At 51.3% G+C, this 15,259-nt stretch carries 11 protein-coding genes; 8 read left to right on the forward strand and 3 right to left on the reverse strand.

Annotated elements, in window-relative coordinates; all coding sequences use genetic code 11:
* Positions 1-296 precede the first annotated feature (296 nt).
* Entirely contained in the window at positions 297-1,778 is a 1,482-nt protein-coding gene (locus BMI79_RS07575; RefSeq protein ID WP_076941523.1) for a mannitol dehydrogenase family protein, read from the forward strand.
* 46 nt (positions 1,779-1,824) lie between these two features.
* On the opposite strand, the gene BMI79_RS07580 is transcribed toward BMI79_RS07575, so the two are convergent.
* Complete coding sequence (locus BMI79_RS07580) at positions 1,825-2,133, reverse strand: fimbrial protein (RefSeq protein ID WP_076941524.1); 309 nt, start codon at positions 2,131-2,133, stop codon at positions 1,825-1,827.
* A gap of 318 nt (positions 2,134-2,451) precedes the next feature.
* On the opposite strand from BMI79_RS07580, the gene BMI79_RS07585 reads away from it, so the two are divergent.
* From BMI79_RS07585 to yejF, 7 genes are all read left to right on the forward strand, one after another.
* The gene (locus BMI79_RS07585; protein WP_076941525.1) at positions 2,452-3,429 is read left to right on the forward strand and encodes a CobW family GTP-binding protein; all 978 of its coding nucleotides are present in this window, start codon (positions 2,452-2,454) and stop codon (positions 3,427-3,429) included.
* 459 nt (positions 3,430-3,888) lie between these two features.
* On the forward strand, positions 3,889-4,464 hold the full coding sequence (gene mepS, locus BMI79_RS07590; protein WP_076941526.1) for a bifunctional murein DD-endopeptidase/murein LD-carboxypeptidase: 576 nt from the start codon (positions 3,889-3,891) through the stop codon (positions 4,462-4,464).
* Between the two features lie 355 nt (positions 4,465-4,819).
* The gene (locus BMI79_RS07595) at positions 4,820-6,418 is read left to right on the forward strand and encodes a cyclic di-GMP phosphodiesterase (protein ID WP_076941527.1); all 1,599 of its coding nucleotides are present in this window, start codon (positions 4,820-4,822) and stop codon (positions 6,416-6,418) included.
* Between the two features lie 82 nt (positions 6,419-6,500).
* Positions 6,501-8,309 carry an extracellular solute-binding protein gene (locus BMI79_RS07600; protein WP_076941528.1) on the forward strand — a complete coding sequence of 603 codons (1,809 nt, stop codon included), beginning with the start codon at positions 6,501-6,503 and terminating at the stop codon, positions 8,307-8,309.
* A 10-nt stretch (positions 8,310-8,319) separates the two neighbouring features.
* Positions 8,320-9,414 (forward strand): microcin C ABC transporter permease YejB, encoded by a 1,095-nt coding sequence (locus BMI79_RS07605; RefSeq protein WP_076941529.1) that lies wholly within the window; start codon positions 8,320-8,322, stop codon positions 9,412-9,414.
* On the forward strand, positions 9,411-10,436 hold the full coding sequence (locus BMI79_RS07610; protein ID WP_076941530.1) for an ABC transporter permease: 1,026 nt from the start codon (positions 9,411-9,413) through the stop codon (positions 10,434-10,436). The genes BMI79_RS07605 and BMI79_RS07610 overlap by 4 nt, the downstream gene beginning before the upstream one ends.
* A gap of 1 nt (position 10,437) precedes the next feature.
* Positions 10,438-12,036 (forward strand): microcin C ABC transporter ATP-binding protein YejF, encoded by a 1,599-nt coding sequence (gene yejF / locus BMI79_RS07615; protein WP_076941531.1) that lies wholly within the window; start codon positions 10,438-10,440, stop codon positions 12,034-12,036.
* Positions 12,037-12,045: 9 nt separating this feature from the next.
* Here yejF and BMI79_RS07620 read toward each other — a convergent pair whose 3' ends face one another.
* Both BMI79_RS07620 and BMI79_RS07625 read right to left on the reverse strand, forming a co-directional pair.
* Positions 12,046-12,390 carry a YejG family protein gene (locus BMI79_RS07620; RefSeq protein ID WP_076941532.1) on the reverse strand — a complete coding sequence of 115 codons (345 nt, stop codon included), beginning with the start codon at positions 12,388-12,390 and terminating at the stop codon, positions 12,046-12,048.
* A 587-nt stretch (positions 12,391-12,977) separates the two neighbouring features.
* Positions 12,978-14,879 (reverse strand): hypothetical protein, encoded by a 1,902-nt coding sequence (locus BMI79_RS07625; RefSeq protein WP_125828749.1) that lies wholly within the window; start codon positions 14,877-14,879, stop codon positions 12,978-12,980.
* Positions 14,880-15,259: the final 380 nt, after the last annotated feature.

Here is a 15,259-nt window from a genome sequence, read left to right on the forward strand (position 1 = left end):
GTAGATCGCAAAACAAAATCAATCCTGTTATACCACATTGCGATAGATATCATTCACCTTTAACCTTACTCTTTAGCTGCATGCTGTCAAAATAGAAACCTTAATGAGTTGATCCAACTCACGCTTCTGGCTTATTTTGGACCGACCCATTTTATTACCCCCGCAGCCACCCTAGAGTGACGGCAGATAACAACGCACAGAGACCGGCGCAGCAGCAACAGGCTACGCGCGGCCAACTGGTCTGATAACTTTATGCAAGCTACCGGCCAGGACTTTTTCTTGTAATGGAGCCCTTCATGAAAACTATCGCCAACACACCACTGCCTGCTGCAGTACAGCAACCACAGTACGATCGCAGCCTGCTGCGCAGCCGCATGGTGCACCTGGGCTTCGGCGCCTTTCACCGTGCCCACCAGGCGCTGCTGACCGATCGCGTGCTCAACCGTAAAGGAGGAGACTGGGGGATTTGTGAGATCAGCCTGTTCGGCGGTGATAAGCTGTTCCAAACTTTGCGGGCTCAGGATCATCTCTATACCGTGCTGGAAAAAGGAGCCGCTGGTAACCAGGCGATCGTTGTCGGTGCCGTTCACGAAAGCGTGCACCGCAAACTGGAAGATATCGATGCGGTATTAGAAAAACTGGCCGAACCGCAGGTGGCGATCGTTTCGATGACCATTACGGAAAAAGGTTATTGCATCGAACCTGGCAGCGGTCAGTTAGATTTGCAGCATGATGCCGTTCGAGCCGATTTGGCTGAGCCCACCTATCCCACTACCGTGCCAGGGATCCTGGTGGAAGCGCTACACCGGCGGCGCCAGCGCAACTTGCCCGCTTTCAGCGTGCTCTCTTGCGACAATATTCCAGAAAACGGCCATGTGGTGCGTAATGCCGTCACCGGCCTGGCACAGGCACGCGATCGGGAACTGGCTCAGTGGATTGCCAGCAACGTGACCTTCCCCAGCACCATGGTCGATCGCATCGTCCCTGCCAGCACACCGGAAACGTTAGAGGAAGTCGCAGCTGCACTTGGCGGAGTACACGACGAATGTGCCATCGCCTGTGAACCTTTTATTCAGTGGGTAATAGAAGATAACTTTGTTGCTGGCCGCCCAGAGTGGGAAGCCGCTGGTGTACAGCTGGTGGATGATGTGTTGCCGTTCGAACAGATGAAATTACGCATGCTGAACGGCAGCCACTCGTTTCTGGCTTATCTTGGTTATCTGGCGGGTTATCAGCACATTAATGACTGCATGGCGGACGAATATTATCGCCGGGCCGCCTATCACCTGATGCTGCATGAGCAAGCCCCGACGCTGCGAGTAAGCGGTATCGATCTGACCGCCTATGCCGATCGGCTGATCGCGCGTTACAGCAACCCGGCACTGCAGCACCGCACCTGGCAGATCGCTATGGATGGCACGCAAAAACTACCACAGCGTATGCTGGACTCTGTTCGCTGGCATCTCAAGCATGGTGGCAGCTATGCCGGACTGGCTTTAGGGGTTGCTGGCTGGATGCGCTACGTTGGCGGCATTGACGATGCCGGGCAGCCGATTGATGTTCGCGATCCCATGTTAGCAACGCTGCAGCAGGTAGTTAACGCCACGCCAGACGGTGAACCACGCGTTGCGGCCTTGCTGGCGATCAAAAGTATTTTCGGTGAACAATTACCTGCTGATGAGAAATTTGCTGCGGCGGTAACCCAGGCTTATCTGTCGCTACGCGTTCGCGGAGCGCGTCAAACGATAAAGGAGTGGGTGATGACACAAGTGGCCTGATGTTGGGAGGTCATGCCGGGCTTTCGCCCGGCATGACGCATGCGACTTAACGATACACCACAGTCATTATCGCAAGCTTCTGTTGCTGATCAACCCACTTCATTTCAGTCGTACCTAAATTCAGTGGGAGTTCTTGGCTGCTAGCGTTAAAACTTGCCAGAGTTTGCGTGCCTGTGTAATTCTGCCCATTACGAAAACACTTCGTATTGGCTGATGAGTTGACAACATTTACTAAACAAGGGCCTTCAACAATGGCACCAACAAAGTGAATAACCCCACCTGTAGCACCTACCTGACCTGCTGCCATCCATGAAAGTAACGCTCCTGCGATCAAAAATAACCGTAAGCTATTCATGGCAACCTCACTTTATGTTAAGTCACTTTAAATAATAGAGTGTTTTCTTAGGAAGAATCGTAAAATCAGGAGGCTGTTTTGGCGGATATTCAGCAGATTGGCGGGTCAAAAACCGGATAAGACAATACTCATGAACGCTATAATCCCAAGTTTTTAATAGGATTTATCCTAAAAATATAGATGAACCTGAATAGTTAAAAAATTTGCTCTTAAAATGTAAAATTTGTGACTGTGCACATATAAAATACCAAAGCGGCATGACACGTGCATAATCCATGACTATCAATCAGCTGTAAGCATATAAATCAGGAATGCGAAATGACAAAAACCAACCTGATCACGGGTTTCCTGGGCAGTGGCAAGACCACCACGATCCGTCATCTGTTGGCTAATAAACCGCCGCATGAACGCTGGGCGGTTCTGGTCAACGAGTTTGGGGAAATTGGTATTGATGGAGCACTGTTGGCAGACAGTGGCGCAGTATTGAAAGAGATCCCCGGTGGTTGTATGTGCTGCGTCAACGGCCTGCCGATGCAGGTTGGGCTAAATATGTTGTTACAGCAGACAAAACCCGACCGGTTATTGATCGAACCCACCGGTCTTGGCCACCCCAAACAGATCCTGGAGTTGCTGACGCAGGATACTTACGCAGGCTGGATCGACTTGCTGGCAACGGTTTGCCTGCTAGATGCCCGCCAACTCAGCCAACCTCACTATCGCGATAATGAAAATTTCCGCGATCAGTTAGCGGCCGCAGATATCATCATCGCTAATAAGATGGATACCTGGCAACCCGAGGATGCCCAGGCCTTGGAAACATGGCAGGCGCACTCCGGCCATCAGCGCCCGATTTACCCTATCGAACAGGGGCGCATGGACGTTGCTTTACTTGACCTGCCGCGAACCAATCACACCGAATTGCCGGATGCGCAGCACCACCATCATGCCCAGAACAAAACCCGAGGATTGGCGGCATTGCGCCTGCCAGAGAATGCCCGCTGGCGTCGCGCCTTGAATCAGGGCCAAGGTTATACCAGTTGTGGCTGGATTTTTGATGGCGATACGCAGTTCGATACCGTGGGGATGATGGAGTGGATCAGACTGGCACCCGTTGAGCGCGCGAAAGCGGTAGTACGCATTCCCGAAGGGAGTTTACTGATCAACCGTCAGGGGCAGGATTTGAATATCGAGACACGCTCCATTCCCCCGCTAGACAGTCGTATCGAATTAATTCATAGCAGTGAAGCAGATTGGAATGCCCTACAGTCGGCCTTGTTTAACATTCGCTTGAGTTAACATGAAGGCCCTCAGCCTGGGCCTGAAATCAGCGTGACGTCTTGTTTGCTAACGCTCGTTCATTTGGCCAATCTGGGCGCTGCCACCTCTTCTTGCCAGCCATGCTCACGTTAGTCACTCACCAACACATCACTAACAGATTGGCAATAAAATTAACCCAAAAGCAACACAATACCCATTCGGCATTTTTTATATGAAGATTTACATTATGTTACATCACAATTTCATATAAAGAATGTCTCAAAAAAACTCGCAATCCCCTTTTGATTGCGGTAATCTCGGCTGCGTTTGCGCTTGGTTTACACGGATTCAGAACCAAACATTCTAAATGTGTGCGTTCATGCACATTTTCTGCGGTATCTGATTGTCCTTCCTGCTGGCGCCGATTAGTCTCGTTTCGTTTGGCATTTTTCAGATAGCGACTTTTGTCGTTAAGGACTTCAAGGGAAAACAATTACAATGGTCAAATCTCAACCTTTTATGAGATATTTTTTGCGGGTACTCCCTGCAATTGCGGCAGCAGCTATGCTCTCCGCCTGTAGCTCAATGAATACTTCGAAGTTGGATAACTCACAAACTGAGATGCATGCAGTTAATGACAAGAACAGTCTTTTACTGCAAGCCTCTCAGGATGAATTCGAAGCCATGGTGCGTAATGTTGACATCAAGTCAAAGATTATGGACCAGTATGCCGACTGGAAAGGTGTGCGCTACCGTTTGGGGGGTGATACCAAACGCGGCATTGATTGCTCAGGTTTTGTTCAGCGCACTTTCCGCGAACAGTTCGGTATGGATCTGCCCCGTTCGACTTATGAGCAAGAAGACATGGGCAAGAAAATCCAGCGTGCCAAGCTGCGCCCAGGTGATTTAGTCCTGTTCCGTGCGGGTTCCACTGGCCGCCATGTGGGTATCTATCTGGGGAACGATAAATTTGTTCACGCTTCCACTAGCAGCGGTGTCACTATCTCCAGCATGAATGAAACCTACTGGGACAAGCGCTATCGCGAAGCCCGCCGGGTGCTTGGCAGGAGCTAAGTGCTTAATATCTGAAGCAGTCCTGAAAACCAAACGAACGAGTCAATACGCTGCCCTAGGGCAGCGTTTTTTTTCGCTGCACACCTGCATCACTCATGGTAAGTCACTACCAGGGAGTGGCCATCACACCATCGGCCCATAAACGTTAGATCAGTTGAATAAAACTGCACGATTGGGAGAAAACTAGCCTATTATCGTCACAGGGTAAATGATGGGGTGAAGGCTATTTACGGCGTACCTGAGAGGTGCCTTTTATCCAATCAGAGTAATAATGACCCATGTAGTATCAACGAGATATATTGACTACCACTATCATAACAACAAAAAACGTTACGCCATGCTCAGGGGGCAAGTGATGGGCTTAAAGAGGGCATTCGCACGCCATGTTTCACAGAGACGACGTAGCCTAATCAAAAGCAGTATTGCCGCTCTGATATTTTTTACTGTTTTTACCTCCGCCATACTGTTCCTGATTAACCACCAACGCTTGCAATATCAGCATCAGCTCGAAACTCGCACACAGCAACTCACGTTAGACTATCTCGATCGCCTGAAAAACATGATGCAGGAGATCATGCCGTTCACCGATAAACCCTGTGTTAGCAATCAAGCCAATCTCACATACCGGGCGGCTTTCACCACAGGGATACGCACCTTTTTGCTGGTAAAAGATGGCATTGTGTATTGCTCCTCAGCGACTGGCGATATGACATTGCCTAGCACGCGCCTCTACCCGGAAATCGACTGGCAGAAATCTCTAGATATGCAACTGCAGCAGGGCACACCGCTGGTGCCGGACAAACCGGTGATTGCCCTGTGGCTACGTAAGCCAGGGCAAGCGAATAATAGCGGAGTCCTGGCAACGCTGGATCTCAGTCTGACACCCTATCAGCTAATGGCCTCGCAGCGTAGTGATACCCCAGGTCTGGCCATCGTGATAGGACAAAATGCGGTTACTACCTTCAATCCGCACCTAGTACCCATGACGCAGTTGCCGCCAAATCATGCCCGCCGAGTGGAAATCCCTGGCTACCCATTGACCATCATTTTCTATAACCGACCACTGACGGCCAATGATATTCGTTTGACCGTACTCGGCAGCCTGGTGCTTTCGCTGATGCTGGGGGCTTTGTACTACTACATGCTGCTGTTGCGTCAGAGCCCTGAGCGGGCGATGCGGCGCGGTATCCGGCGTGGAGAGTTTTTTGTTGAATATCAGCCGGTATTCCATACCGCTACCGCTTCACTGGGCGGGGTTGAGGCCTTGTTACGCTGGCAGCATCCAACGGAAGGACGCATTTCGCCCGATCTGTTTATTCCCTATGCGGAAAACGAAGGGGTGATCGTCCCGCTGACTCGCCATCTGTTCAGCCTCATCGTGGCCGATCTTCCGCAACTGATGCAGGCCTTACCGCCTCATGCCAAACTGGGCCTTAACCTTTCCCCTTCCCATCTCAGCGCCCCGTCATTTCATGACGATGTGTCTGGACTGCTGTCAAAAATGCCGAATAACTATTTCACGCTGGTATTTGAAATCACCGAACGCGGCATGGTAGAGGAAGAACATGCGCTGGCCGAATTTGCCTGGCTGCACAGCCAAGGCATTGAGATTGCGATCGATGACTTCGGCACCGGGCATAGCGCCTTAATCTATCTACAGCGCTTTGCGCTGGACTATCTGAAAATCGACCGGGGTTTTGTCAACTCTATTGGCCAGGATACCGTAACCGCCCCTGTGTTAGACGCCGTGATTTCACTGGCGAAAAAACTGAAAATGCTTACCGTTGCCGAAGGCGTCGAAACCGCAGAACAAATGAGTTTTCTGCAAGAACGCGACGTTAACTTTATGCAGGGTTATTATTTCTGTAAGCCGCTCAGCATTGAGGAACTGGTCGAATTTTGCCGCGCCAATCCGGCATTTGATCATCAGGCATCGTTAATCTCTGATATTTAAACTTCTTTACTCAGCAAGCTGGCCTGAAATGGTATGCTGATGGCCGGTTTAATTGACTACACAGCAGGAGCTTACCGTAAAGATGTCCGTGCGCCTTTTTGCTGCCCTGGTGCTTTCGGCACTCAGTTTCGGTGTGCAGGCCGAAACCCTCAATGAAAGCTACGCTTTCGCCACGCTCGGTGAGCCTAAATACGCCACCGATTTCAGCCATTTTGACTACGTAAACCCCGCAGCGCCAAAAGGGGGAGACGTAAGGCTGGCAGCCATCGGCACCTATGATAATTTCAACCGTTTCGCCTCGCGCGGCGTTCCCGGCGAGAGAACCGGGGAACTTTACGATACGCTCTTTACCAACTCTGACGATGAACCCTCCAGCTATTATCCGCTGATCGCCGAATCGGCGCGTTTTCCGCCCGATATGCGCTGGATGGAGCTGGATATCAACCCCCGCGCCCGCTTTCATGACGGTAGCCCGATTACCGCTGCCGATGTGGCCTTCACGTTTAATAAATTCATGACCGAAGGCGTGCCGCAATTTCGTACCATTTATAAAGGCGTCACGGTGAAAGCCATTTCCCACTTAACGGTACGCATAGAGCTTCCCAAACCCGATAAAGACCAACTGCTCGGCCTATTCGGCCTTCCTATCCTGTCAGCAAATTTCTGGCAGGACCACAAGCTCAGTGAACCACTGAATACCCCACCGCTCGGTAGCGGCCCTTATAAAGTCGGTAGCTACCGCCTGGGCCAATACATTACCTATGAGCGAGTACGCGACTACTGGGCCGCCAACCTGCCGGTGAATCGCGGGCGTTATAACTTCGATACGCTGCGTTATGATTACTACCTGGACGATAAAGTGGCCCTTGAGGCCTTTAAAGCCGGGGCTTACGATTTCCGCCCGGAAGGATCGCCCAAAAGCTGGGCTACTCAGTATCAAGGCGGTAACTTCGCGCGCAACTTCATCATCAAGCAGGATGAAACCAATCAGGCTGCGCAAAATGCGCGCTGGCTGGCCTTTAATGTTCAACGCCCGATCTTTGCCGATCGCCGGGTACGGGAAGCCATTACGCTGGCGTTTGACTTCGACTGGATGAATAAAGCGCTGTATTACGATGCCTATCAGCGCACCAACAGCTATTTTCAGAATACGGTGTACGCAGCCAGCGGCTACCCGGATGCCGCCGAGTTGGCCTGGTTGGCTCCGCTCAAAGGCAAAGTGCCTGAAGAGGTCTTTACTTCAATCTACCAGCCGCCGACCTCCGACGGCAGCGGTAACAACCGGGAAAACCTGTTGAAAGCCACCGAACTGCTGCAACAGGCCGGTTGGGAAGTGAAAGATCAGCAGTTGGTCAATAGCCAAACCGGCAAGCCTTTTACTTTCGAACTGATGCTGCTGAGCGGCAGTAACTTCCAGTATGTGTTGCCATTCCAGCACAACCTGAAGCGCCTAGGCATTGATATGCAGATCCGCGAAATAGACGCCAGCCAGTTCACACGCCGCATGCGTAAGCGTGACTTTGATATGATGCCGACGGTATATTCTGCGATGCCATTCCCAAACTCTTCGCTGCAGATCCGCTGGGATTCGGATTATATCGATTCCAGTTGGAATACGCCTGGCGTCAGCGATCCCGCCGTCGATAGCCTGGTGCGGCAAATCGTGAAGCACCAAGGGGATGAAAAAGCCTTACTGTCCCTTGGGCGCGCGCTGGACCGGGTGCTGACCTGGAACATGTACATGCTGCCAATGTGGTACTCCAATCACGATCGCTACGCCTATTGGGATAAGTTCTCCTCACCGGCGATACGCCCAACCTATTCTATTGGGTTTGATAACTGGTGGTTTGACGTCAACAAGGCGGCACGCCTGCCCGCACAACGGCAATAAGGAGTCTGTGGTGGCCGCTTATCTGATACGCAGATTATTGCTGGTGATCCCCACGCTGTGGGCGATCATCACGATCAACTTTTTTATCGTGCAAATTGCACCTGGTGGGCCGGTCGATCAGGCAATCGCCACCATTGAGCTGGGCCAAACCAGCGGTTTTGGCGGCGGAGGCGGTGGTGATGGCCTTGGGCATGTCAAAGCGGGCGTCGCTAACGTTGGCGACAGCCAATACCGTGGTTCACGCGGGCTGGATCCTGAAGTGATTGCAGAAATCACCCAGCGCTATGGCTTCGATAAACCCTTGCATGAACGCTACTTTGCCATGCTGTGGAACTATATGCGCTTAGATTTTGGCGATAGTCTGTTCCGCGGAGCCTCAGTGATGCAGCTCGTTGGCCAAAGCCTGCCGGTTTCCATTACCCTGGGGCTATGGAGTACGCTGATCATCTATTTCGTCTCTATACCGCTCGGGATCCGTAAAGCTATTCATAACGGCAGCGCCTTTGATACCTGGAGCAGCACGCTGATCATCATCGGCTATGCCATTCCGGCCTTCCTGTTCGCTATCCTGCTGATCGTGCTGTTCGCCGGCGGCAGCTACCTTGACTGGTTCCCACTGCGCGGGCTGGTATCCAGTAATTTCGATACCCTGCCCTGGTACGGCAAAATTATCGACTACCTGTGGCACATCACCCTGCCTGTGCTGGCGACGGTGATCGGCGGTTTCGCCACCCTGACCATGTTGACCAAGAACTCGTTCCTGGATGAGATCCGCAAGCAATATGTGGTCACCGCCCGTGCCAAAGGGCTGGACGAGAAAAAAATCCTCTACCGCCACGTGTTCCGCAACGCCATGCTGCTGGTGATCGCCGGCTTTCCGGCCACCTTTATCAGCATGTTTTTCACCGGTTCGCTGCTGATCGAAGTGATGTTCTCACTCAACGGCCTTGGGCTGCTGGGTTATGACGCCACGCTGCAACGCGACTATCCCGTGATGTTCGGCACGCTGTATATGTTTACCCTGATCGGTCTGCTGCTGAATATTGTCAGCGATATCACCTATACCCTGGTCGATCCGCGCATTGATTTCGAGGCACGTCAATGAGCCGCTTAAGCCCCATCAATCAGGCCCGCTGGGCACGCTTTCGCTCTAACCGCCGCGGTTACTGGTCACTGTGGCTGTTTCTGGTGGTCTTTATCCTCAGCCTGGCCGCCAATCTGATTGCCAACGACAAACCCTTACTGGTGCGTTATGAAGGCCGCCTGTATGTGCCGTTTATAGTCAATTACAGTGAAACCACCTTTGGCGGCAAGTTGAACACCATCACCGACTTTCAGGATCCCTTCGTACTGAAACAGATCGATCAGCACGGTTGGGCGATCTGGGCTCCGATCCGCTTCAGTTACAACACCATTAACTTTGCCACCAAAGTCCCCTTCCCCTCACCACCTTCGCGGCAGAACCTGCTCGGCACCGACAGTAACGGCAGCGACGTATTGGCTAGGGTGCTTTATGGTTTCCGCATCTCCATGTTGTTCGGGCTGGCGCTGACGCTGTTTTCCAGCGTTATCGGCATTTGTGTCGGAGCCACGCAGGGCTATTACGGCGGCAGGTTCGATCTGTGGGGGCAACGTTTTATTGAGGTGTGGTCCGGGATGCCAACGCTGTTCCTGATCATTTTGCTTTCCAGCATCGTGCAGCCCAACTTCTGGTGGTTGCTGGCAATCACTATTCTATTTGGTTGGATGAGCCTGGTGGGCGTCGTGCGCGCCGAGTTCCTGCGTACCCGCAATTATGACTATATACGCGCCGCCAGAGCCATGGGCGTGCCAGACCGAGTGATTATGTATCGCCATATGCTGCCGAATGCTATGGTCGCTACCTTGACCTTCCTGCCGTTTATTCTGTGCGGTTCGATTACCACCCTCACCTCACTCGATTTTCTCGGTTTCGGCCTGCCGCTTGGCTCCCCCTCACTCGGTGAATTGTTATTGCAGGGCAAGAATAACCTGCAGGCACCTTGGTTAGGCATTACCGCTTTTCTGGTGCTGGCGGTGCTGCTCTCATTACTCATTTTTATTGGCGAAGCGGTTCGTGACGCCTTCGACCCCAGCAAGGCGCATTGATATGACGACTCCTCTGCTTGCCATTCAGGATCTCAGCATCGCTTTCCGTCAGGGAGGAGCGTTGAATCAGGTGGTTAACGGCGTTTCACTGCAGATTGAACAAGGGGAAACGCTGGCGCTGGTCGGTGAATCCGGCTCGGGTAAAAGCGTCACCGCCCTTTCCGTGCTGCGCTTGTTGCCTGCACCGCCGGTGGTCTACCCTGGTGGTGATATCCTGTTTAACGGCGATTCGCTGTTGCATGCCACAGAAACCGAACTGCGTAAGGTGCGCGGTAACCAGATCTCCATGATCTTCCAGGAACCGATGGTGTCGCTGAATCCGCTGCACACCATTGAGAAACAGCTGGCAGAGGTGCTGATGCTGCACCGGGGCATGCGGCGTGATAGCGCGCGCAGTGAGATTATCCAGTGCCTGGATCGGGTTGGCATCCGTAATGCCAAAGGACGTCTGCAAGATTACCCACACCAGCTTTCCGGCGGGGAGCGGCAGAGGGTAATGATCGCCATGGCAGTGTTGACGCAGCCAAAACTGCTGATTGCCGACGAACCCACAACCGCACTGGATGTTACCATCCAAGCCCAGATCCTGATCTTGCTGAAAGAGCTGAAGCAGGAGTTAGGCATGGGACTGCTGTTTATCACCCATAACCTGAATATCGTGCGCCGCCTGGCAGACAATGTGGCGGTGATGCGCCAAGGGTTATGCGTGGAACACAACAGCCGCGAACGCCTGTTCAGCGCACCACAGCATGCCTATACCCGCCAGTTGCTGGCCGCCGAGGACGTCGGTGAACCCTTGCCGCTTCCGTTTAACCAACAATCAGGCAGCCCGCTGCTGAAAGTAGAGAATTTGCAGGTCAGCTTCCCGATCAAACGCGGCCTGCTGCGGCGCGTCGTCGATCAGAACTATGCCTTGAAGAATTTGAGCTTCGAGCTGCAGCCGGGGGAAAGCGTAGGCCTGGTTGGCGAATCAGGCTCAGGTAAAAGCACCACCGGCCTGGCGCTGCTGCGGTTGCTGAGCTCCCAAGGTGCCATCTGGTTTGATGGCCAACCGCTGCACCAGTTCAATAACCAGCAGATGCTGCCTTACCGCAGCCGTATGCAGATCGTCTTCCAGGATCCCTACTCTGCGTTAAACCCGCGGCTGAACGTACAGCAGATTATCGCCGAGGGCTTGGAGGTTCATCAACAGCTGACGGCGGAGCAACGTGAACAGCGGGTGATTGAGGCATTACAGGAAGTTGGGTTGGATCCGGCGCTGCGTCATCGCTATCCAACCGAATTCTCCGGCGGGCAGCGCCAACGGATTGCCATTGCCCGTGCGCTGATCCTGCAACCACAGTTGCTGATCCTGGACGAGCCAACCTCATCATTGGATAAGTCGGTCCAGGCACAGATCCTGATGTTGCTGAAATCGTTACAACAGCGTCACCAATTAGCTTATCTGTTTATCAGCCATGATCTGCACGTTGTACGTGCGCTCTGCCATCAGGTCATTGTGCTGCGTCAGGGAGAAGTGGTGGAGCAAGGGCACTGCCAAACGATTTTCAATGCGCCCTCGGCGGCTTATACACGGCAATTATTGCAGTTGGTCGATTAACAGGGGGTTCTAGAAAGGGTATTGTGCACTAAGCTGCTCAGCAATTGCCGCGCCCACGTTTTTTAGCCGACACATGGCGGCACTTTCATCGCGATGAGGAACAAACAGGCAAGGCTCACCTTCCCATTCCACAATGGCGCAATTGACCTGAATCTCTTGCAGAGATTGGTTGAGTTGCTGCATCACGAGCCAGGCATCATTTCCATCATGACTGAGCAGCTTGAGGCCGATCAAAGTGTTATCTTCGTCTATACCGCTTAGCGGGGTCGGCTCAACCTTAACGCCGGTAAAACCTGATAGCCAACGATAACTTTGCGGCAAGCGGTGCACTACCGAAAGCTGGAGAGTATCCACATCAAATCCCTAGTATGAAAAGGTGAAACACTTTTTTACATCACAGGACTACTTAGTTATAGCCGTAATCAACCCACTTTGCTGCGAACAAGTGTTATTTAAACGTAAAATTTTCACAAAAAATTAACCAAACCACCGTACTCGCTGATATCACTCGGTTTTATCACCTACCGTAAAATCTTATTTCACCGCATTTTGCGATTCAGCTCGCATTTTTTGCGTTATATGTAACCCTTTCAGCCCCTGAACTCAACATTTTTTTATTGCAATGTAGTTACTTTACAATTGCTATAATTTTACATTACGTAAACACCCGGCCAATGCACAACCTCCATATCTCATTATAACGATATGATTAAAATCAGGAATGGTAGAGAAACGGCCTCATGCTGCCAGCAAGGTTGCAACTCTGCAGCTTATTAAACGAAGGCGTGATTTTTAACAAAAAAAACACAGTCGATTCACCCACTGATGGGAGAGACCAGAGGCGTCGAGGTTGCGGGCGAATGGGCTGGGTGAGATGGCAATACTGTGAGCCCATGCCATTGGGCTCACAGGTTTAACAGCAACAAAACAGATAACACGTATCAACGCATCGGTACTATCCCACAATACCCATTCAAGGAGAGATCATGAATCTGGTGACTCAACAGATCGTCAAATGGCATCCAATCATAGGACTGGAAATAGCATTGATCGCTATTCTTTAAAGTATCCAAATTACTTGCCTGTATATTAAAATATTGATAAGTCATATCAAGCCATTCAACGCGGAGGCTTATGGGATAAATGACTCCGGTAGGAATGGTCGCTGTAACAGGTATAATTTCTACTGGGTCGATCTGATCTCTTCCCTGAGGCATCAATGTTACGTCACATTGGGCAATCGCAACATTTTCACCTGAATTATAGTCATATGCCTGAGGATTACAGCGAACATAAGAATATTGTAGCTGATTTATTTCCGGTGGCGTCGCAAACGTCATTACTAATTTATTTTCACTCAGTGATACATTGCTACCCTCTCCGGTATATTTCCATATTTCACCGTTTCCTTTGGATATATACTGATACGCGCTCCAATTGGCCTGTTGCGGTAGCTGTTGCGTATAAATGGCAGCGCCCTCAGCAGGTAAACTATATTCGTCAATCTCAGCACTCCCATTGAGCGCTATCTTGGCCTTACAGGCTACGGCTACAGAGTCAGGCAACAGGCATTGGGCCGTATATTGATAAGGGGCAGATAAAGAAATAGAGATTGAACCAGGGAGCGCAGCACCCGCACCCGTCATATCTAATGGATTTTTAACTTTACCCATTAGACGTTGGCTTTCCGCTGAGGCACCAGTAGCTTCCCAAGTAATCTCTTTGACCCGATCGGGCATATTGTAGACTGTTGCCCCCTCAGCGCCAATGCTACTGTTTTTAACCAGTTTTGACCCATCGGTCAGCACTACGGAGGCCGTTATGCTACAGGCAATAGGTTTGGATGCGGGATCCAGGCATTGCAGGAAGGTGCTACCTGCAGATTCATATTTAAAATCCCAGTTCCATGATGAGAAATGTGGCACAGTAGCTTCTACCATCAACATTTTCTCTCCATCGCGGGTCACCACGACGGCAGATCCTTTGACATCAGGCGTTTCTTCCCACAGTCCCAGGCTCTCGTTGAAATACCACATTGGGATTGCCCCACCCGCCGATAAATCATGGCCGTCAATGCTGGAAAACGGCAGGCTCATTTGCAGGGTAGCCGTTTTGCCTTCTGCTAGATTCAAGGCGTTACCGGCTTCATCATAAAACGCCACGGCCATCAGCCCAGCGCTGATCAAGTCAACTTCCTGGTTATCTGCGGTGATAGCACGCCCATTGGCAGGCATGGCTTTCAGGTCATCACTGTCAATATCCCAGGGAGTTAGCTCCACCCGGGCTTTGCCCGTAGCCGGCGTTCCGTCCGCATAAACCAGCGCGGCCTCAGGCAAAATAACGTGGGCATCCATAGTCAGGCTAGAAATACCCTGCGCTTTTTCAATATCTTCAATGTATTTGGTCTCTGTCACGGGCATCAGGTGAACGATCAGCGGTGGCATTTTTTCTTGCACCGCGACTTTAACAGCCTGCGTCACATAACCCGCTTTTTTCACTTTCACTACCCAGAACCCCTTATCATCCGCTGGGAGAGAAGAAAGCTGCGCTACGCCGTTTTGATCGCTGGATGAAACCTTGACTTCATTGAAGAATACCTCAGCGCCCGCTAAGACAACGCCATCCTTGCCTTGCGTAATAATATCCATGGCCGCAGTCTGTGGGCTGACGATAGGAGGCTCCGGTGGAACAACAGGAGGCGTTACTGGCGGAGTAACGGGGGGAGTAACAGGGGGAGTTGGCGTCTCTGTGTTTGATGAATCTCCCCCACCAGAATCACAGGCAGAGAGTGTGGCAACAAATATCCCAATGCATAAAGAACGCAAGAAACGTATTTTTTTCACGGTGTCTCCTTCCTAGAGTTATTGTTAGTGCAGTTATTATATTTTTTAATACATGTATCTTTGATACCTTTCAGAATGTATATACCCAAAATAATTCGAGTTGCTTGTAGGCGGCAACTGAGCGAAGCCCCAGGAGCTTACTCAGGTAAGTGACTGGGGTGAACGAAGGCAGCCAACACCCAAGCAACTTGAAGTATGAGGGGTATAGATGCTAGCTTACCAAGCCCCCAGACTTTAGTCTGGTTGCATTTTTAAATTCATTGGGTATATAAAAAATCGTTCAGGGTCTATTCAACATAACTACGTGCGCACTATTTTTCCATACATAAAACCGTATAGATTGCACTACCTCATAGTATGTATCTCACCGGTCACCAAAT

It is taken from the genome of Serratia oryzae, from assembly GCF_001976145.1.
GTDB lineage: Bacteria > Pseudomonadota > Gammaproteobacteria > Enterobacterales > Enterobacteriaceae > Chania > Chania oryzae.